16 protein-coding genes are annotated in these 21142 nt (G+C 48.6%); 11 read left to right on the forward strand and 5 right to left on the reverse strand.

The annotated features are described in order from the left end of the window. Positions 1-35 precede the first annotated feature (35 nt). The 5 genes from M3661_RS19555 (at position 36) to M3661_RS19575 (ending at position 7568) form a co-directional block, all read left to right on the forward strand. Positions 36-1862: an ABC transporter ATP-binding protein gene (locus M3661_RS19555; protein WP_251487734.1), complete on the forward strand. Its 1827-nt coding sequence runs from the start codon at positions 36-38 to the stop codon at positions 1860-1862. 67 nt (positions 1863-1929) lie between these two features. Continuing rightward, the gene (locus tag M3661_RS19560; protein ID WP_397376537.1) at positions 1930-3741 is read left to right on the forward strand and encodes an ABC transporter ATP-binding protein; all 1812 of its coding nucleotides are present in this window, start codon (positions 1930-1932) and stop codon (positions 3739-3741) included. Between the two features lie 283 nt (positions 3742-4024). Continuing rightward, the gene (locus M3661_RS19565; protein ID WP_021255728.1) at positions 4025-5224 is read left to right on the forward strand and encodes an iron-containing alcohol dehydrogenase; all 1200 of its coding nucleotides are present in this window, start codon (positions 4025-4027) and stop codon (positions 5222-5224) included. Between the two features lie 260 nt (positions 5225-5484). Further along, positions 5485-7122: a formate--tetrahydrofolate ligase gene (locus M3661_RS19570; RefSeq protein ID WP_065292455.1), complete on the forward strand. Its 1638-nt coding sequence runs from the start codon at positions 5485-5487 to the stop codon at positions 7120-7122. A gap of 140 nt (positions 7123-7262) precedes the next feature. Beyond that, on the forward strand, positions 7263-7568 hold the full coding sequence (locus tag M3661_RS19575) for an MTH1187 family thiamine-binding protein (RefSeq protein ID WP_021255730.1): 306 nt from the start codon (positions 7263-7265) through the stop codon (positions 7566-7568). A 108-nt stretch (positions 7569-7676) separates the two neighbouring features. On the opposite strand, the gene M3661_RS19580 is transcribed toward M3661_RS19575, so the two are convergent. The 3 genes from M3661_RS19580 to M3661_RS19590 all read right to left on the reverse strand — a co-directional run bounded on the left by M3661_RS19580 (position 7677) and on the right by M3661_RS19590 (position 12715). After that, a complete protein-coding gene (locus M3661_RS19580; RefSeq protein WP_065292437.1) occupies positions 7677-9494 on the reverse strand; it encodes a glycerophosphodiester phosphodiesterase in 1818 nt (605 codons plus the stop codon). Between the two features lie 277 nt (positions 9495-9771). After that, the gene (locus M3661_RS19585) at positions 9772-11037 is read right to left on the reverse strand and encodes a Glu/Leu/Phe/Val family dehydrogenase (protein ID WP_021255732.1); all 1266 of its coding nucleotides are present in this window, start codon (positions 11035-11037) and stop codon (positions 9772-9774) included. Positions 11038-11602: 565 nt separating this feature from the next. Then, positions 11603-12715 (reverse strand): citrate synthase/methylcitrate synthase, encoded by a 1113-nt coding sequence (locus M3661_RS19590; RefSeq protein WP_083189339.1) that lies wholly within the window; start codon positions 12713-12715, stop codon positions 11603-11605. Positions 12716-12827: 112 nt separating this feature from the next. On the opposite strand from M3661_RS19590, the gene M3661_RS19595 reads away from it, so the two are divergent. The 3 genes from M3661_RS19595 to M3661_RS19605 all read left to right on the forward strand — a co-directional run bounded on the left by M3661_RS19595 (position 12828) and on the right by M3661_RS19605 (position 15599). After that, positions 12828-13703 carry a LysR family transcriptional regulator gene (locus M3661_RS19595; RefSeq protein ID WP_065292439.1) on the forward strand — a complete coding sequence of 292 codons (876 nt, stop codon included), beginning with the start codon at positions 12828-12830 and terminating at the stop codon, positions 13701-13703. A gap of 95 nt (positions 13704-13798) precedes the next feature. Further along, the gene (locus M3661_RS19600) at positions 13799-14506 is read left to right on the forward strand and encodes a response regulator transcription factor (protein ID WP_036667607.1); all 708 of its coding nucleotides are present in this window, start codon (positions 13799-13801) and stop codon (positions 14504-14506) included. After that, complete coding sequence (locus M3661_RS19605; protein WP_065292440.1) at positions 14487-15599, forward strand: sensor histidine kinase; 1113 nt, start codon at positions 14487-14489, stop codon at positions 15597-15599. Before M3661_RS19600 ends, M3661_RS19605 begins: the two co-directional genes overlap by 20 nt. 34 nt (positions 15600-15633) lie before the next feature. Here the strand turns inward: M3661_RS19605 and M3661_RS19610 are convergent, their stop codons facing one another. Beyond that, a complete protein-coding gene (locus tag M3661_RS19610; protein ID WP_251487737.1) occupies positions 15634-15948 on the reverse strand; it encodes a hypothetical protein in 315 nt (104 codons plus the stop codon). A gap of 276 nt (positions 15949-16224) precedes the next feature. Between M3661_RS19610 and M3661_RS19615 the strand changes: the two genes are divergently transcribed. The 3 genes from M3661_RS19615 to M3661_RS19625 are packed head-to-tail and all read left to right on the forward strand — an operon-like array spanning position 16225 to position 19911. Next, a complete protein-coding gene (locus M3661_RS19615; RefSeq protein WP_251487740.1) occupies positions 16225-17187 on the forward strand; it encodes a D-alanyl-D-alanine carboxypeptidase family protein in 963 nt (320 codons plus the stop codon). 32 nt (positions 17188-17219) lie between these two features. Further along, entirely contained in the window at positions 17220-17993 is a 774-nt protein-coding gene (locus M3661_RS19620) for an ABC transporter ATP-binding protein (protein WP_251487742.1), read from the forward strand. Beyond that, positions 17965-19911, forward strand: a complete 1947-nt coding sequence (locus M3661_RS19625) for an ABC transporter permease (protein WP_251487744.1) — start codon at positions 17965-17967, stop codon at positions 19909-19911. The genes M3661_RS19620 and M3661_RS19625 overlap by 29 nt, the downstream gene beginning before the upstream one ends. Positions 19912-20093: 182 nt before the next feature. On the opposite strand, the gene M3661_RS19630 is transcribed toward M3661_RS19625, so the two are convergent. Continuing rightward, positions 20094-21083 carry a glycoside hydrolase family 130 protein gene (locus tag M3661_RS19630; protein WP_021256311.1) on the reverse strand — a complete coding sequence of 330 codons (990 nt, stop codon included), beginning with the start codon at positions 21081-21083 and terminating at the stop codon, positions 20094-20096. Positions 21084-21142: the final 59 nt, after the last annotated feature.

Consider the following 21142-nt stretch of genomic DNA (forward strand, 5'->3'; position numbering starts at 1 on the left):
AGTTGCCAAACTAACGTGAAAGGTGCGCTGTATTCATGAAACAGTTATTTGCTTATATCTTGCCTTATCGAAAAGCGGCTTTATGCGCGATGCTCCTCATGCTCGTTGAGGTCATATGTGATCTGATGCAGCCGACGCTGATGTCCCATATTGTAGATTATGGTGTAGTGAATCGGGATATGGGATATATCGCAAGAACAGGGCTCATGATGGTCGGCATCGCCTTTGTCGGTATTGCGGGTGGAATGGGCTGCGTTTATTTTGCAAGTATTGCTTCACAGCATGTTGGCGCAGATATCCGCTTGGCCATGTTCAAGAACATTCAGACCTTTTCCTTCGACAAGTTGGATCAATTCCATACTTCCTCTCTGATTACGCGCTTAACGAATGATGTCGTACAGGTGCAGAACGTCGTGTTGATGATGCTGCGCATGATGACTCGCTTTCCGCTATTGTTCATGGGAGGGATCGCGATGGCGTTCGCGCTGAACGCGCAGATGGCTCTTATATTCGTTGTAACGGTTCCTTTGTTGTTCGGGGCACTTATTCTTATTTTCCGCAAAGGTATTCCTCTATTCAAAAACGTCCAAACCAAACTCGATCGATTAAATGGTGTAGTGCGCGAAAATTTAGCAGGCATCCGTGTTATTAAAGCGTTTGTTCGCTCTTCGTATGAGCAGGAACGATTTGAGAAGAGGAACGCTGACTTGTCAGAAGTAACGGTGAAGGCTGCTCGAATTATGGCGCTTATGATGCCTGTTATGATGCTGGTTATGAATTTCAGTATTGTAGCTGTTCTATGGTTCGGTGGAATCAAGGTAGACGGCGGCAGTATGCAGGTGGGAGAAGTCATCGCCTTTACGAACTATATGATGCAAATTCTGTTCGCGCTTATGATGGTGGGGATGATGCTTATGATGCTGTCTCGGGCTAAGGTGTCTGCAGACAGAATATCTGAAGTGCTGAATACACAGACGGATATTTCAGATATCGCTGCTGTTCGTAACGTTGGACTGGAAGTGGAGCATGGGTCAGAGCATGCAATGGAACATCTAACAGAACATGAATCAGAACTAGCAACGGATTCAGCGGAGCACACCACAGCTTATTCTAAGGCATATGGCCAGCTTGTCTTCGATCAAGTTTCTTTCAGCTATACAGGTGGAGGAGGGCAGCCTGTCCTGAAGCGGATTTCTTTCACGGCGATGCCAGGGGAACGGATTGCGATTCTTGGCTCCACCGGTGCAGGCAAATCCACACTGGTGAACTTAATTCCACGATTTTATGATGTAACAGAAGGGCATATTCTGTTGGGTGGGACAGATGTTCGACATATCCCACTGCACAAGCTGCGGCAGCGGGTTGGTATGGTGCTTCAGGAATCGATCCTGTTCTCCGGGACAATTCGGGATAATATTCGCTGGGGGAATGCAGCAGCTTCCGATCAGGAAGTGCAGGCAGCTGCCGAAGCTGCACAAGCGGCTGAGTTCATTCAGAAGCTGCCGGAAGGTTACGACACGATGATCGGACAACGAGGCGTCAATCTGTCCGGTGGGCAGAAGCAACGCCTGTCCATTGCGCGAGCGTTGTTGAAGCGGCCGTCCATACTTATTCTGGATGATAGCACAAGTGCAGTGGATACGGGTACGGAGGCTCGCATGCAGAAGGCGTTCCGAGAGCAGCTGGAGGGCACGACCTGCCTCATAGTAGCCCAGCGAATCAGTTCCGTGCTGGACGCGGATCGCATCATGGTGCTTGATGACGGATGTGTGGTTGGCATAGGTACCCATGCAGAGCTGCTGGATAGCTGTGAAGTGTATCAGGATATTTATCGTTCCCAAGTCGGAGAGGAGGCGGTATAGCGTGTCAGAGCAGCATTCTCGTATAGGACGGGAGCAAGAACGCAGTTCCGCTGACCATTCTGTCAAAATGATGGGTCACAAAGGGCCTGGATCAGGGGGCATGCACCTTATGGGGCCTCCTAAGAAGGCTAAGCAATCCAAGGCGACTATCATTCGACTGTGGCAGTATTTGCGTGCGGAACGCATGCCGCTGCTGGGAGTCTTCCTGCTTGTCGTCGCCAGCTCCGTGTGTGCACTGATTGGTCCTTATTTGATCGGCAAGTCTATTGACAGTCTAGGCATCGACTCAGGGACAACCGACTTCGCCTTGCTCGGATCACTTGTGTCTTGGCTGCTTATTGTGTATGCCCTAGGTGCATTAACCTCATGGATGCACACATATATGATGGCAAGCATCTCGCAGCGAACCGTTCAGGCGATTCGCAAGGATGTGTTCGTCAAGGTGCAGACACTTCCGCTCAAGTTCTTTGATGAGCGGCCGCGCGGAGATGTGATGAGTCGTCTGACCAATGATGTCGAGAATATCAACAACTCTCTGTCACAGAGTACGATTCAGATTTTCACCAGTGTCATAACGGTAACTGGCGCTATCGGCATGATGATTGCACTAAGTCCTGTACTGACATTGATTAGCTTAATTGTCGTACCGCTGGGGCTGTTTGTGACCCGCAGCATAGCGAAGCGAACGCGTCGATTTTTTACGGATCAACAGCGTGAGCTGGGAGAACTGAATGGATATATTGAAGAGATGATCTCGGGCCAGCGGGTCATCAAGGCATTTGGCCGCGAGGAAGAAGCAATTGCTGCGTTTGAGAAGAAGAATATTCAGCTGAGACATGTGGGTATCCACGCACAAGCCTTCTCTGGCTTCGTTCCTCCTCTCATGAATGCAATTAACAATATTAGCTTCGCATTAGTTGCGGCGGTTGGCGGCTATATGGCAGTTCAAGGCGCCATTACGATTGGAATTATTACAGCATTTCTCAATTATTCGAAGCAGTTCGCTCGTCCGATTAACGAATTGGCGAATCAGTATAACATGCTGCAGGCAGCGATTGCTGGTGCTGAGCGTATTTTTGAGATCATGGATGAACAGCCGGAGTATGCTGATCAGCAGACGACATTGCCATTAGAAGGCATGAAGGGGGAAGTTATTTTCCAAGATGTATCCTTCGGATATAAGCCGGATGTGCCGGTGTTGAAGGGGGTTATGCTAACTGCACGACCCGGTCAGACAATTGCACTTGTTGGTCCAACTGGGTCTGGTAAGACAACGGTCGTGAACTTGCTCATGCGCTTCTATGATGTTGATCAAGGCTCAATCCTTATTGATGGGCAAGATATTAGAGACATGGACAAGGAGGAGCTGCGTACCTCGATTGGCATGGTGCTGCAGGATACCTATTTGTTTGCCGGAACGGTTAGGGACAATATTCGTTATGGAAGATTAGAGGCAACGGATGAAGAGGTGGAGCAGGCTGCCAGACTTGCCAATGCACATTCGTTTATCGTGCGCCTACCTGATGGATATGACGCTGTGCTTACGGAAGACGGAAGCAACCTGAGTCAAGGGCAGCGTCAGCTGCTGACGATTGCGCGGGCTATCTTGGCGGATCCAGCCATTCTTATATTGGATGAAGCGACGAGCAGTATTGATACGAGAACAGAGATGCATATTCAGAAGGCGCTTCAGACCTTGATGAAGGGACGTACGAGCTTCGTTATCGCACATCGGTTAAGCACGATTCGAGACGCAGACCAAATTCTTGTTATCGAGCAAGGCCGTATTATTGAGCGCGGAACCCATGGAGAATTGCTGCAGCAGGAAGGGTTCTACTATCGATTGTATATGAACCCCCTTATTCAGGAAGTATCCTGATGCCCGTGATATCGAATGAATGACAGCAAATGAAAACTAAAGTGAGTTATGATAAAAGAGTTAGCAAATGCAGTACAGATAGTCAAGATAACTCAATCATTTGGGAGGGCTTCCTGATCCATCCAGGAGGCTCTTGTTTGTATACATATATATGGAAAATCGATTCACCTATCTTCGGTAGCAGGTTGATCGAGGGCTCTAAGGATGATACGATCATACTTCCGAATCCATGCGAGGTGTGCGTAAAGAGCAAGGTTCAAGATAAAGAAGAGGTGAGAAAGGTATGTTTACACATAGATTTGCACCCTATCAATATACAGGGTGGGGATCAGCAGCCCAACTGCTGTCCGAAGTGGAGCGTCACGCGCCGAAGCGGATATTGTGCGTGACGAGCAAGTCGGTATTTCGCAACGGTACGGTGGAGCGTGTACTTCAGCCGCTTCGTGAGGCAGGCTATGATATTGATATCTATACGGATACGATGCCGGAGCCGCCGCTTGCGGCAGGAGAGGCACTCGTTCGCTATACACGTGAAGGTAAGTTCGATCTTGTCATTGGCTTAGGCGGGGGAAGTGCGCTGGATTTGGCTAAGCTTGCGGCAGTTCTATCGCAGCATGAGGGAGCAGTTGCGGATTATTTGAATTTGAGCGGGACTCGTCCATTATCTGTACGCGGCCTGCCGAAGATTCTAATCCCGACGACATCAGGCACAGGCTCGGAAGTAACGGATATATCCGTGCTGTCATTGGAGACAACCAAGGACGTTGTTGCTCATGATTACTTGCTGGCTGATGCTGCGATTATTGATCCAGAACTGACCGTGAGTGTACCACCGAGAGTCACTGCAGCGTCGGGCATGGATGCATTAACCCATGCAATAGAGGCTTATGTATCTGTACACGCCAGTCCGACAACGGATGGGGTGGCGCTGCACGCAATTCGCTTAATTAGCCGTTCACTCGTTCGGGCGGTGAAAGATGGAACGAACAAGGAAGCACGGACTGAAATGAGCTATGGCAGCTATTTGGCTGGCCTCGCCTTCTTCAACGCGGGCGTGGGTGGTGTTCATGCGCTTGCTTATCCGCTCGGCGGACAATTCCATTTATCGCATGGCGAGTCCAATGCAGTTCTGCTGCCGTATGTGATGAATTATATTCGTGGTGCCTGTATGACGCGTCTTCGCCATATCGCAGAGGCAATGGGCGCGGATGTTCGTGAATTGTCCGATGCAGAGGCGTCCTGCCTTGCCATTGAACGGATGAAGCAGCTGATTGAAGAAACGGGAATACCGCAGACGTTGGATGCCTTCGAGATTCCTCGTGATGCACTGGAGTCACTTGTGCAGGATGGCATACAGCAGAGGCGGCTTCTTGCACGCAGTCCGCTGCTGCTAACAGAAGATGATATTCGTCGTGTGTACCTGTCTGCCTTCGAAGGTGTGCTGGCCGAGGCGGCACCGCTTCAGCAGAGTCATGATTCGTAGGTAATTCATAATGCAAACTATAGGGTCTGCTATTGTGAAGCCCACGCAAATTGCGAGGGCTGCGCAAGCAGGCCTTTTTGCGATGTGCTTTTGCGATGCACTTTTGTCATGTACTTTTGCTGCCTTTATTTCCGTTGTGAGGAACGTACATGTACGCAACAGGCTGGACGTGTATAATGAAGATGATATGTTTACCAGGAATGGACACTAACTATTCTCAAGTTGGAACACGACCGGATACAGGGGGAGAGGGCATGACGATGAAGCGAATCGTAGATGTTGCAGCGCAATTGGGCATTCCGCAAGAAGATGTGGAGCAGTACGGGAAGTATAAGGCCAAGCTTGGACAGGATGTATGGAATCGCGTAGCCGATCGGCCGAACGGGAAGCTCATTCTCGTAACAGCAATGAATCCGACACCGGCTGGTGAAGGGAAGACATTGACGACGATTGGATTGACCCAAGGTCTGAATCGAGTTGGACATAAGGCAGTTGCGGCATTGCGGGAGCCTTCGCTTGGCCCTTGCATGGGAATGAAGGGTGGCGCCACGGGCAGCGGCAAGGCGCAGCTCGTGCCGGCTGAGGATATTAACTTGCATTTTACCGGTGACATTCACGCGGTGTCATCTGCACATAGTGTGCTCGCGGCATTGTTAGACAACCATATCCATCAAGGGAACGCTCTGCGAATACACCCTTCCCGAATCATATGGAAGCGGGCAGTCGATATGAATGATCGTGCCCTTAGAAGTATTGTCGTTGGTCTTGGAGATGGCAATGGCGTTGTTCGTGAGGATGGATTCATGATTACGACTGCTTCAGAAGTTATGGCGGTTCTATGCCTGGCGGAAGATATGGATGATCTTCGCAGCCGCCTAGGACGCATTGTAGTGGCATTCAACGAAGAGGATGAGCCAGTTACTGCTGCGGACTTGAATGCAGTTGAAGCGATGTGTGCATTGCTGAAGGATGCCATTCATCCGAATCTGGTGCAAACAGGCGAAGGGGATCCAGTGTTGGTGCATGGCGGCCCATTTGCGAATATTGCGCACGGCTGCAGCAGTGTTCGTGCTACTCGCCTTGCGTTGAAGCTGGCGGATTATGTAGTGACGGAAGCGGGCTTCGGCGCTGATCTTGGTGCGGAGAAATTCATGGATATTAAGTGCCGCCAGACAGGCTTGTTCCCGTCGGCAGCCGTGCTTGTTGTTACGGTGAAGGCAATGAAATATAACGGTGGCGTATCCAAACAGGAGCTGGCCAGCGAAAATGTGGCGGCGGTTCGTGCTGGCTTCGTGAACGTACAGCGTCATATTGAAAATATAAAGCAGTTCGGCGTGCCACTGGTTGTCGCTGTGAATCGATTCGCGACAGATTCCCCTGCCGAGTTGGATGCGGTTATCGAGTTGTGCACACAATCGGGAGTGCGTGCGATCCTGTCTGAAGCATGGGAGAATGGCGGCGAAGGATGCCGCGCATTGGCGCAGTATGTTGCCGAATTGGCCGATTCCTCTGATGCTGAATCGCAATTCCAGCTGCTGTACCCGGATGAGTATTCCATTGAGGAGAAGATAGAAGCCGTCGTTACGCGTATATATCGCGGTGCGGGTGTGCATTATCAGCCTGCGGCGAAGCGTGCTCTGCGCAAGCTGGAGCAGCTTGGAGCAAGCCGCCTGCCTGTATGCTTGGCGAAGACGCCTTATTCCTTCTCCGATCGAGCAGGCCTGCTTGGTGCACCAGAGGCGTTCACTGTTGAAGTGAAGGATGTTCGCTTATCTGCTGGAGCTGGATTTGTCGTGGTGCACACGGGGCAAGTGCTTACGATGCCGGGAATGCCGGCACGGCCTGCTGCTGAGCGCATCCATGTGGACGCAAATGGGTCTATTTCGGGATTGAGCTAGGTTGGATGGGAACGAACCTTCGAATGTTCTCCTCTATCCATAGGAGAAGGTAGTTGGAGATAATTATTGTAGGAATCGTATTGAGCTCCCTTTCGTGAATGGATATGATGGGGATAGGTTCAAGAAAGGGATGAACGTATATGGCGATAGCTGAGATTACTGTAATTCCAGTCGGCACAGGCTCTACAAGCTTGAGCAGTTACGTGGCGGGAATGCAGAAGGCGCTGGAGAGTGTTGAGGGCATAACCTATGAGCTAACTGCGATGGGAACCATCATTGAGGGGCCATTGGATCGATTGCTCGCAGCGGTGCAGGCACTTCATGAAAGTCCATTTGAGGCAGGAGCACAGCGTGTGTCAACTGTGTTAAAAATCGATGACCGCAGAGACAAGCCGTCCTCGGTTGCTCAGAAACTGCAGTCCGTACGAGAGAAGCTGCAGGACTGATAGGCAAATCGTTCAAATAGAGATAAGAAAAACACCCGGTAGGTAAGCGGATTTCGCTTCTTTACCGGGTGTTTGTGTGTAAATGGGAATGGAGCCTTCTTGTTCTTGTTATTGCTCCTCGCTCTCTACCTTGTGCAGTACATTAATGGTCTCTTTTGCATCAGTAGCAATGTCTGTAATGATACCGTCAGCTCCAAGGGTATAGAATCGCTCTACACTCTCTGTATCATTGACCGTCCAGACGTAAATGGGCTTGCCGCTCATTTTCGCTGAGCGAATGAGTCTTGGTCGGGCAAATGATTCTTCGACAACGAAGAAATCTGCTTCGAAGCGATTAAGCGGAGCGAAGGTGGCGAATATGACATACCCGACCGTCAGATCCGGTGCTGCCTTCTTCACCTTCTGAACCAGTTCGTAATCTAGGCTTTGCACAATAATTTGTTGTTCTGCCTTATGTTTGCGTATCGTGTTGACAAAGGTAGAGACCAAGTTCTTCTCATGACCATGTGTCTTGAGTTCCACGTTGAGCTTGATTTTCCCTTTCGTTCGCTCGAGTACCTCGTCGAGGGAAGGCGCGAAGTCACGGAATTCCCCTGCGCGCAGCGGAATTTGCTGCAACTGAGCGAGTGTAAGGTCGAACACATTCACATTTTTCCCGGATAACCGCTTCAAGTTCTCATCATGGATAACTGCCAGCTTGCCATCCTTCGTCTGAAGAATGTCAAGCTCGATATAGTCAGCCCCTGTTCGAATGGCGCCTTCGAAAGCGCCCATTGTATTTTCCACACCGGCAGTCACATCGCCGCGATGAGCCATGATGATGAATTTATCATTAGCCTCTCCCCAATCGGTCAATAAGGTCGTTGCCCCCCAGCCGATGGCGATAAGAATAAGAAGTCCGAATGTCGCCAGTGCAGAGCGATAGCGCCGCACAAGTGAACGCTGCATGTCGCGACCTTCCCAGACAGTGGCATCGACTCCGTCTGTATCAAGGTTCACCTGGTCTTGACCTTGATAACGCACATAGAGCAGTGTAATGACGGTAATGAACAATGGTGTCATAACTAGCGTTGCAATATACAAGCCTAGGCTGAGTGTAATGCCAAGCGTAATAGCTATGGCAGCCCCTTCGCTATCTACATCAGGAAGCAGAAGCCCCACTAGGATGAGAAGACAGATCAGGAGAATGAATAGGAGTAAGAAGATAATGACCCATTCAATCACGGCTCTAACTAATGACCACTTGCTGCGCCAGAACAATCGGCCGCTCTTGCGGACAGCATTCCAGAATTGATTCTTGCCTTCCAATACCATAATCGGCAGGGCATAAATGCAAATCAGATTCAGAATGAGAACGACCAGCGCGACAATGACTAGGACGATGGTTCCGATACTTGTCTTCATTAACTCACCGGTAATAAAGTTCGGTATCGCTACACTAGGCAGTAGTGATCCTCCAATGCCGGCATCAAGCAGTGGGAACAACAGCAGCAAATAAAGAGCCAGACCGAATATCCCAATGCGCCATAAGCCTGGCAATCGAGAGAGGGCTTTGAACAACACAGGCCTAATTCGTGCGCGTTTCTTTTGAATACCGTAATAGGCAATATAGACGAGAGCAGCGAACTCCGTGTAAATGAGCATCATGGCAATGGGGGCCATGAGCAGCAGACTGAGTAGGCCGTATCTGCTGAACACGAAGCGGAGCAGATCGTGATTCGCGGCCGCATTGAAGCCCCCGACATCTAGTATTTTGTTGAAAAGTATCGATAGAAGCGGGATGAATACGCCAATCGTCAGTAGTTTGTACACCAATTCAAATAGAAGAAAAGGACGGTAAGCATATTTCCACACCCCTATAATATCCCTTGTCATTCGAAAAGGAATGAAACGGGAACGGCGCTTATTGGTACGCTTAGCATTCATGATTTATGTTTTCCTTTTGTGTCAGTATCGTGCTACACGTTACATTATAGACCATGATCCCATTCTTACCAACAAGACGGCTGGGTGAGGGAATGCAGGCGGTTAGAAAAATATAGTTGATAGTGTATGTGGAAAGAATATACTCAATTCATGAAAATGGAGTTTTTATGTGTCCAATATACAGAATCAGCCCTCTCGTGCTTCCGACTGGAAGTGGAGAGGGCTGAACTTATGTTGAAGAGTAAGGATACATTTGACCTTTAGCGCTTAGAATGGCTTATACCCAGCCTCTTGCACGCATAGCTTCAGTAACGCGTTGAAGTGAAATCATGAACGCTGCCGTACGAAGATCTGTAGCGTATTCTTTCGCCAGATCACGAACGGCATTATACGATTTCACCATGTTCACTTGGAGCTTCTCCAGAACTTCTTCTTCACTCCAGTAGTAGTTCATCAGGTTTTGTACCCATTCGAAGTAGGATACTGTAACACCGCCGGCATTTGCCAAAATGTCAGGAATAACAATCGTTCCGTTCTTGTTCAGGATTGCGTCCGCTTCAGGAGTTGTCGGTCCGTTTGCTGCTTCCGCAATGATGCGTGCTTTGACGCGTGGAGCGTTCTCCTGTGTAATGACATTTTCCAATGCTGCCGGGATCAAGATATCGACATCCAGCTCAAGCAGCTGCTCGTTACTGATATGGTAGCTTGCGCCGTAATCGAGGATCGTTGCTTCGTCCTTCAACTGCTCTACACGATCCAGATCAAGGCCGTTTGCATCGTAGATACCGCCACGGGAATCGCTGACTGCCACTACTGTTGCACCGAGGTCTGTGAGCAGGCGAGCTGCAATACGTCCAGCATTACCGAAGCCTTGAACGGCTACCTTTGCGTTCTCCATCGGAAGTTTAATGTCTTCCAATGCAGATTGGATTGCATACACACAACCTTGAGCAGTCGCCGCGTTCCGTCCAAGGGAACCACCGATGATGATTGGCTTGCCTGTAATAACGCCTGGCGAGTTGTGTCCACGCAAGCGGCTGTATGTGTCCATCATCCAACCCATAATTTGAGGTGTTGTATATACGTCTGGAGCTGGAATATCGCGCTCTGGTCCTACGATGTCAGCAATTGCCTCCATGAATGCGCGGCTGAGACGCTCAAGCTCGCCTTTGCTGAGTGTGCGTGGGTCCACGATAACGCCGCCCTTGCCGCCGCCGTATGGCAAGCCAACAACACCACACTTGAATGTCATCCACATGGAGAGTGCTTTAACTTCGTCAAGTGTTACATCCGGATGGAAGCGAATGCCGCCCTTTGTTGGTCCTACTGCATCGTTATGCTGCGAGCGATAGCCTTCGAAGATACGAATTGAGCCGTCGTCCATTCTAACTGGGAAGTTTACGGAAAGAACACGCTTTGGTCTCTTCAGTAATTCGGTGACATGCTCGGGCAATTGCAATTTAGCTGCAGCTGCATCAATTTGCTTCTTAACGATTTCGTATGGGTTAAGTACTTCTGTTTGTTCGCGTTGTATGGTTTCCATGGGATTACACCTAACCTCTCTGCAATATAGGAACACTTTTCACACATTATACTGACAATGTGCGCTTTTTGAAATACGATTTGTCGCAAAAACGCCCACATCCGTAAAAGAAGATTTTACACAGGGTGATAAAATTTATTACATTAATATAATCTTTTATGGCCATAAAACCTTTTTATAGAAAAATTTTAACAATTTGAAGTGGCTGGTATGTATTTCAAGAGAGGACATTTTTCGGGCTCTATACGGGCGTATTTCAAATAATTATGATAATAACTAGGGAATTGTGCTTGGGGTGTCATCGGAAAATGTCTATATGAAGAGGACAAGCTATAAGGTGCTTAAAAGTTACGTTGGTTAATTAAACCATATTCTGATGGGTTTGATCTGCCAAAATGGGATTGGATAATGGAAATGGTACAAATTTATGATTGTTCGTCTTTTGGATAAATTACGTGGTTTCGGATAAAAAAGGAGGTGCCTGCTCGTCTGATTATTTCCGATCCGACGAAGAGGCACCTAATAAATGTATAAAAACGAGGATAAGAGACCTAAGGTTTACTCATTACGATACATGCTCAGTAGTGGGAAACGAGCCAATGTACTTGGCATCGGGACGGTAGATGACATTGTCTTTCGCCTGTTCGATCATATGGGAGGTCCAGCCGACGGTACGGCTTGCCGAGAAGGTTGGTGTGAACAACTCACTAGGCAATCCGATTGCACGCATAATGGCAGCTGCATAAAACTCGACGTTCGCATACAGCTTGCGCCCAGGCTTATATTCAGCGAGCAGTCGTACAGCAGTATCCTCGACGAGCTGAGCCAAATCGAGCCAATGGTCACTTTCCTCCATCTTCGCAATGCGCATTTTCAATGCTTCTGCTCTTGGATCGCGTGTCCGATATATACGGTGTCCGAAGCCCATTAACAGACTACGATTCTCCAACTGTTCACGCAGCCAGTCTTCCGCTCGATCAGCCGTACCGATCGCCTCCAGCATTTCCGTTACACCTGAAGGAGCACCGCCATGAAGCTGCCCCTTCATCGCCCCAAGCGCCCCCGTCAAAGCGGATACCATATCCGACTCTGTGGATGTGATAACGCGAGCGGTGAAGGTGGAAGCGTTCAGTCCATGCTCCATGGTAAGGATCATGTACGTTTCCAACGCGCTGGCATGGATATCGGTCGGAACCTCGCCTGTCAGCAAATATAGATAATGGGCTGCATGGCCTAGAGATTCGTTACTCGGTATCGAGTCCCATATAGGCAGCCCTTGTTGCTTGCGATACAAGTTCGCGATGATAGCAGGCATCATCGCCGTTAACGCCATCGCTTGTTCAATATGTGGAGCCCCTTCGTATACAGTTGTTCCTAGTACAGAAACTGCGGTTCGCAGCTGGCTCATCAAGTTCATGTCTGAAGGAAGCTGGTTCAAGCAATGGATGACAGGCTCAGGCAGCTGTCTGCAGCGCACCCAAGCCGCTGTGAAGGATTGCAATTCTGCTGAGCTTGGCAGTGTGCCATACCAGAGTAGGTAAGCAACTTCCTCGAAGGAATGCCGAATGGCAAGTTCTTTAGCATCATATCCGCGATATAGCAATATACCGGCATTGCCGTCAATGAAGCTCAATTCGGTTTCTGCTGCAACAACACCTTTTAACCCCTTGTCAACCATCATTTCCCTCCTCCTTTAATATGTATTATTATATACATGGTGTCTGATTAAAAATATTGAAACGTTTTTATTGATTTAATAGGGAATCTTAATCAATAGGGAGCCGATGACGATGGATTTGAAATGGATACAAACATTTGTGCACGCTGCTGCGCATGAGAATTTCCGTCGCACTTCGGAGGAATTGTTCATCTCGCAGCCGACGGTAACGATCCAGATCAAGCAGTTGGAGCAATATTTGGGCTCGCCTTTATTTAAACGAGTAGGACGCAGAGTAGAATTGACCGAGGAAGGACGGCGATTCCTTCCGCATGCGAAACATCTGTTGTCCGTTCATGAGGAAGGTATGCAGGAGCTGCATCGCTTCAAGCAGGGCTATACTCGCAGATTGAATCTGGCGGTATCGCCGCTTGTAGCGGCATATCTCATCCCACATGTCTTGAATCGCTATGTGCATGCTAATCCTGATGTAGAGGTTCAAGTTCAGGTACTGGAATCGAAGCAAATTGCCGATGCGGTGCTGCAAGATCAGGTGGATCTCGGATTATCCCGAATGTGGGCAAGTGATGCGCGGCTTACCTGTGATATATTGGGGGAGGATGAGGTGGTGCTTGTCGCGCCGCATGATGGGCATGATGCAGAGACGGCTTCTCCGCTCCAGCTCGGAGATTTGCTGGCGAATCATATGCTGCTCACTTATAATCATCCTGAATATTGGGAGCCGCTTATGCAGGAGCTGCAGACGAGATATCGATACATGCGCACAATGCTTGTTACCCAAGTTCATGTAACGAAGAGGTTCATTGAAGAAGGGCTTGGTATTTCGTTCTTGCCTGAGATTACGATTCGCCGTGAACGTACGGAAGGAAGATTGCTTCAGGTGGATTGCTCGGAATTGATGCTGCCTACCGCAAGAACGTATGCGGTTATGAAGCACAATGTTACTGAAGGGCAGCGTTTCCTGGAATTTTTCCGTGGATTCATGTAAACAGGAGATCAGGCTGCTAGTGGTTGCCGTTGAACCGGGACGGTATTTAACGGTATGCTAGTGCCAACAATGTTGATAGTGGAAGCAGGAGGGTAATGGGTGTGACAAATATATTAATTGTCGACGATGATAAAGAAATCGCTGGCTTAATCGATATTTACTTGAAAAATGAAGGATATTGCACGCATAAGGCATACGATGGTGTGGAAGCATTGGACATCCTTCAGCATGAACCTATCGAACTGGTCATTCTCGATGTGATGATGCCGAGGCTGGATGGACTTGCGGTATGCCGCAAAATTCGGGAGAACCAAGCGACGCCAGTCATGATGCTGAGCGCTAAGTCGGAAGATATGGATAAGATCATGGGCCTTATGACAGGTGCGGATGATTATATGACGAAGCCGTTCAATCCATTGGAGTTGGTAGCGCGCGTAAAATCTCTGCTCCGCCGTGCTTATTTATTGAATTCGCAGCTTCAGTCTCAAGCGCAGCCGGTGGATGTTATTCGCATTCAGACGATGGACATTAATAAGTCGACCCATTCGGTGAAGGTGGATGGACAAGCAGTACATTTAACGAGTGTGGAATTCGATATTCTCTACTTAATGGCGAGCAACCCAGGAAGGGTATTCAGTGCGGAAGAGCTGTACGAACGAGTATGGAAAGAGAACTTCAATGGATCGCACAATACGGTGGCGGTTCATATCAGCAAGCTGCGGGACAAGCTGGAATCAAGCGGTGGCAAACTCATTCAGACCGTATGGGGAGTAGGGTATAAGATTGAAGACACCATGGTATAGTAGCCTTCGATGGAAGATGCTGTTCACCTTCATGCTAAGCATTATATTGGCATTGATAACAGCCTACCTCATGCTCGGTCTTGCTCTGTTTATGTACACTTACTTGCATATCGATCTGCTTAATAGTTTGTTTCGGGCATTGGAGCGAATGTTCGGAGTTGTTGTACCGCTCATTGTCGTTGGGTTGGCGCTGTTCGTCGGTATCTATTTTTTACTGAATCGCAAATTAATTAAAAATATGGAGCAAATTACAGCAACGGTTCAGCGTATGGCGGATGGCAATCTGGATGCCCGCTGCACCGTCTCCACGGATGATGAAATTGGCAGGCTTGCGGATAACATTAATCGTATGGCCGAACAGATTAAGCTGTCGCTGGAAGAGGAGCGCCTTGCCGAACGTACCAAAAATGAGCTGGTTACAAGCGTATCGCATGATCTTCGCACACCGCTTACCTCCATCATGGGCTATTTAGGGTTGGTTGAGCAGGATCGATATAGGGATGAAGTAGAGCTGCGGCATTATACGAATATTGCTTATGAGAAGGCTCAGCGCCTGAACGTCATGATTAATGATTTGTTCGAATATACCCGCATGAACGGCGGGATGACGCTGCATACGAGGCCGCTTAATATTGTAGAGATGGCTGGTCAGCTGTGTGTACACTATCGTTACCCGATGGAGCAGGAGGGTCTGACCATCTCGATGCACAGCGATGAGGATCAGTACTGGGTCGAGGCGGATCCAGATAAGCTGGTGCGTGTATTCGACAACCTGCTTACCAATGCGATGCGCTATGCGCCGCGTGGATCTGCAGTGGGAATATTTCTCCGCAAGCGGGGGGCTCGAATTATGATCTCTGTGCACAATAGCGGCGAGCCTATACCAGCTCATGATCTGCCGCATATTTTTGATCGCTTTTACCGTGTGGAGAAATCAAGATCGGAGCATTCAGGCGGTTCTGGGCTAGGTCTTGCTATATCCAAGACGATTGTAGAGCTGCATGGGGGAACAATTGAAGCGATAAGCAATCAGGAAGGCACTTACTTTGTCGTTGAGATTCCAAGCTCCGTGCCTCCATTGTATGAACAATAACCGAAGGCAGGTGAGCCTTCGGTTATTGTTCTACTTATGCTTCGTTATGGCAGTTGTCGTTATGGCTGGAGTACTTCGACATATGGGAGTTGCCCGATTCGTGACGTGGTGATACATCCCTGTTTGTATTGCCCATACGAGATTCACTCATTCGGGATTCACTCATACGAGAATCATTCATAGGGGAATCACTCATATGGGATTGTTCCATATGGTGTTGTTGCATGTCGTGAGCTGATGCTGTGCCGGTTTCTGTCTCTCCCGCACCTGCGAGTCCCTCGTATACGGTATTGCCAAGCAAGAGGCTTCCTCCCAAGATGAGAACAGCGGCTAAGATGTTGCGTTTCATAAGGTATACCTCCTCGATATGTTACATATTTCACAATCATATGTCTATTATACCTGTTTGTGCGAATTAATCCCCCCTACTAAGGTCTAGAATCAATAAGATTTATACATATGGTAAATTCCACATATCCTTTATACCGTCTTCTTCATATTTTCTTCATCTTTCATTCACTTTTCTTCATTTCTGCTTAGCACATTATTAAGTCCATTCGGTTATCCTGATACCTATCACGGGAAGACATGCGAATGCATGATAACAGGATAAGGGTGGATAATCGTGAGATTGAATAGGAAAAGATGGCTGTTCGCTGGCTGCATCGCCGCTGCTGGTATTTGGTTCATACTGCAACCTTACTCAGGACAAATCAAACAAAAGATATATAAAGTAGTGTCTGATAGCGTGCACACTGTAACTGGGCAGAATGTATTTGCTTCAGGAAGCCTGGATGCCCAGGCAGCGATCGTCATCAATCAAGATACAGGTGAAATTCTATACGGGATGAATGCTGATGATCGGCTCGCACCGGCCAGCACGACCAAAGTGATGACCGCGCTCCTCGCCATCGAGATGGCAGACATGAAGGAACAGGTGACCGTAGGGCAGGAGGTGCTGCTTGGCAAGCCGGGGGAGAGCTCGGCAGGGCTGCGCTTCGGGCAGCAATTGTCGTGGAAAGATTTGCTGGAAGCGATGATGCTGCCGTCCGGGAACGATGCGGCGAGAACGGTCGCCGTTCAATTGGGACGTCAGGTGCGCGCCGATGCATCCTTGGATACGGAAGAAGCGATCCGCGTGTTCGTTCAATGCATGAATGATCGGGCAGAGGAGCTCGGCCTTCGCAACACGCACTTTATGAATCCGCATGGATTGCACGATGCGAACCATTATAGTTCAGCACATGACTTGGCTGTTATTGCGAAGGAAGCGATGAAGAGCAAAGTGTTCCGCACTATTGTAGGCCAAACTACTGCTGATGTGAAGCTCGTGTCCGCAGATATGGAGAAGATCATGAAGTCGTATACGAATCGGAACCGGCTGCTGCAACAGGAGAGCGAATATTATTATGAAGGATCGACAGGCATTAAGACAGGATTCACCGATGAAGCCGGATACTGTCTAGTCTCCGCTGCCGAGCGCAATGATCACCGAATGATTACAGTTGTTCTGCATTCCGGTTCGAATAGCGTCTGGACAGATGCGAGAGAATTGCTCGATTATGGCTTTGAACAATATGCAGGATGAATATAATCTCGTAAACAGGAGTGGAATCGAAAATGACAATGGTAGAAGTGAGGAACTTAAGTAAGACCTATGAAGGAAAGGTAGCCTATCAGGCTTTGTCCAATATAAATCTAGGTATTGAGCAGGGGGAATTCGTAGGCATCATGGGGCCTTCCGGAAGCGGGAAGACCACTTTAATGAATATGATTGCAACCATTGATGCGCCTTCGTCTGGCCAAGTCTTGATTCATGGCAATAATCCCTTCCAATTATCTATGGAGAAGCTGGCTCTATTCCGCCGGCGCGAGCTCGGATTCGTTTTCCAATCCTTTAATCTATTAAATACGCTGACCGTTAAGGAAAATATCGTACTTCCCTTAACACTGGACGGGGTAGAAGTGGAAAAATTGCACCGCAAGGCAAATGCGCTGGCAGAGAGGCTTGGCATTACTGCATTGCTGAACAAGCGAATTTACGAGATTTCCGGAGGGCAAGCACAGCGCGCAGCTATCGCGCGTGCGATTATTCACCAGCCGAAGCTGCTGCTGGCGGATGAGCCGACTGGAAACCTGGATTCGAAGTCATCGCGAGCTGTGATGGATACGATGTATCAGCTGAACAAGGAGGAGGGGACGACGATGCTGCTTGTTACGCATGATGCGATGGCGGCAAGCTATTGTGATCGCGTTGTCTTCATTAAGGATGGTCAGCTGCATCATGAAATTACTCGCAGAGGCAGTCAGACCATGTTTATGCGCAGCATAATGGACGTGCTGTCCGTGATGGGAGGCAATCCGAATGACGTTCTCACAACTAGCTATTCATAATATTGCTCGCAACAAGCGCATGTACGCTGCTCATTTCTGGAGCAGTACCTTCTCGGTACTGATGTTCTTCACCTATTCTTTGCTCTTGTTCCATCCCGATTTGAACGGCAAGATTCGATCTTCCAGTGAGACACTAAGCGAACTCGGGATGATGGGACTGCGTGTGTCGCAGGTTCTGCTGATCGTGTTTTCTTTCTTCTTCATCTTATATTCGGTAGGCTCGTTTCTTAAGACACGGAACAAGGAATTCGGCATTCTCATCATACATGGAATGTCTCCTAAGCAGTTCCGCAAGCTGGTGTTCATGGAAAATATGCTGATTGGCTGCGCCTCCATTGTGGCAGGCGTATTGTTGGGTGTCATTTTCTCGAAATTGATCCTCTCCGGGATATCTGAACTTCTGGCGATTGATAAAGGCTTAACGTTTTATGTACCATTGAAGGCGATAGGGACAACGTTTATCGCATTCTTGATCCTCTTCCTGCTGATATCGATCGTGACTACTCGGATGGTAAGGGTGCATCAACTCATTAATCTTCTCAAGGGATCGGACAAGCCGAAGCCTGAACCTAAGGCGTCGATAGGACTGTCGGTGCTAGCCGTCTTGCTCGTCGGAGCGGGCTATGCGACGGTGTTTTTCTTTGCAACAGGCATCACGTATTCGTTCCTTGTACTCCTGTCAGGGGTGGTGCTGACTGTAGTCGGGACGTATTTTCTGTTCACGCAATTCGCGGTATTTGCACTGCGAATGTTGAAGCGGAGCGATCGGCTGTATTTCAAGAAGACGAATCTCTTGACGCTCTCTGAACTGGGATATCGGTTGAAGGATAATTCACGCTTGTTCTTTATCGTTGCTGTAATCTCGGCGGTTGCATTTACTGCGATTGGTACGTGTACGGCAATCGGCAATCAAGGGTTAGCGGAGATGACGAACCCGTATGCATTTACGTATTATTCGTATCAAGGGAATAAGCAGGAACAGGATCATGTAAGTCTGATTAAACAAAAATTGGAACAATCACAATTGCCTTATCGAGTTGGCGCAGCTACTTTGAAATTTGCAGGTAATGATGTCACGGTCATGAAGTTGTCCGATTATAACAAGCTGGCGACAGCCCTTGGATATGAGCAAGAAGCGATTACCGCTGATAATGAAGCGTTCCTTGTACCGACTTCAGTCATAGGGGAACGAGTATATAGTAAAGAAGGATTCGAAGAAGTTGTCCAACTGATAGAAGACACTACTCGATATGCCTTTCAAATTATGAAAGCTGTACCTCATCAAGTGCTGCCGCAGGATTATGGGATCATTCGGCTTGTTGTGGTAACGGATGATGCTTATGAGCAGATACCTGATCGGGATGAGTCAGGCCAGGAATCCTATACGGTATATGGATTTGCGGTAGAGCATTGGAGTAAGCTTGGGGATACAACAGAACAGCTAATGAAGCAACTGAACGCAGATCAAGAAGGAGAACAGAGCGAATCCATGAAGTTTCAGTTCAGGGCGCTGTATCCGCAGTGGGTTGCGGCCAAGCAGGCAAATGGATTACTGCTGCTCGTGAGCGTACTCATTGGTGTGGTGTTCTTCACCTTTGCCGCAAGCTTCTTATACTTCCGATTATATACGGATCGCAGTCGGGATCAGCAGCAGACCGAAATGCTGTCCAAGATGGGGTTGACTCGCAAGGAACTGAATCGCGTCGTGACACGACAGCTGCTGGTTATGTTCTTTTTGCCGCTTCTCATCGCAATCTTGCATAGTGGGGTTGCATTTGCAGCGCTGCAGCAGTTGGTTCACTTCTCTGTGGGGGAAAGTACAATCAAAGTGCTCGTTAGCTTCACAGTAGTTCAAATCATTTACTTCTTCGTCATTCGATGGCGCTACGTGCAGCAATTGCGCAATGCGATGGTGTAAGACTATACATTCTAAATAATCGTAGACTTCCTTATTGAACCTTATTGCACAAAACCCCCTCGCGCTGGTCGCTTATTGCGATCAGATGCAAGGGGGTTTTGATCATAGGTATAGGGGTTGCAAAGAAAGGAAGAGCCCTGTAAGTCGGTGCTGCTCCCAGCAGTCTTTGCTTACAGTATATCTTACTTCACGCGAGAATTATTCTTCACGAATTCAATAATCTCATCAACATAACCGAATGCAAGAGCAGTAACCGTGTCAGCTGCGCCATAGTAAATCGCGATGCGTCCTGTTGCTGCGTCCACAAGCGATGCACAAGGGAATGCAACGTTAGGCACGTCGCCTACGCACTCGTACAATGTGGAAGGCTGCAGCAAGTATGGTTCGCTGCGGTATTTTACTTTCCAAGGCTCATCCAGGTCGAGGATCGCTGCGCCGAATGCGTATACGAATCCGTTACAGGAGTTCAGGACGCCATGATAGATCATGAGCCAGCCTTCGCTTGTTTCGATTGGAATTGGACCTGCGCCAACTTTCTTGCTCTGCCAGCCGCCCATTGGAGCCATTACGTGACGGTGACGACCCCAGAATTCCATATCAGGACTCTCACTGTAGAAGATGTCGCCGAACGGTGTATGGCCTGTATCGGACGGACGGCTCACCATTGCATAATTGCCGTTAATTTTGCGCGGGAACATAACTCCGTTGCGGTTGTAAGGCAAGAATGCATTTTCGAGCTGATGGAATGTCTTGAAATCATATGTGTATGCCACGCCGATTGTTGGGCCGTGGTAGATGTTGCACCAAGTTACATAGTAGCGGTCTTCGATCCAGCATACGCGTGGGTCGTAGCCTTCGATGAAATTGCCGATTTCCGGATCGTCACATTCAAATGTAAGCGGCTCATGGTTGATGTCCCAGTTAATGCCGTCTTTACTGAAGCCAGCATGCAAGCGCATGTAGCGATTGCGATCGTCGCAGCGGAATACGCCAGCGAATCCGCCTTCGAACGGAACAACAGCACTATTGAAGATACTGTTCGAGTTAGGCAGCAAATCGCGTGGAATTACTGGGTTCTGGCTGTAGCGCCACAATACGTCGCGATGTCCTTCAGGACGTTCTTCCCAAGGCATGTTCGGAATATCTGGACCGATGATCTTAATTTGGCTCATGATGCAAACCTCGCTTTGCGTAGTAAGTATGAAACCTGTGCTGTTCAAGTGCAGGTGAC

Source organism: Paenibacillus sp. MER 180, assembly GCF_023713665.1.
Lineage (GTDB): Bacteria > Bacillota > Bacilli > Paenibacillales > Paenibacillaceae > Paenibacillus_B > Paenibacillus_B suaedae.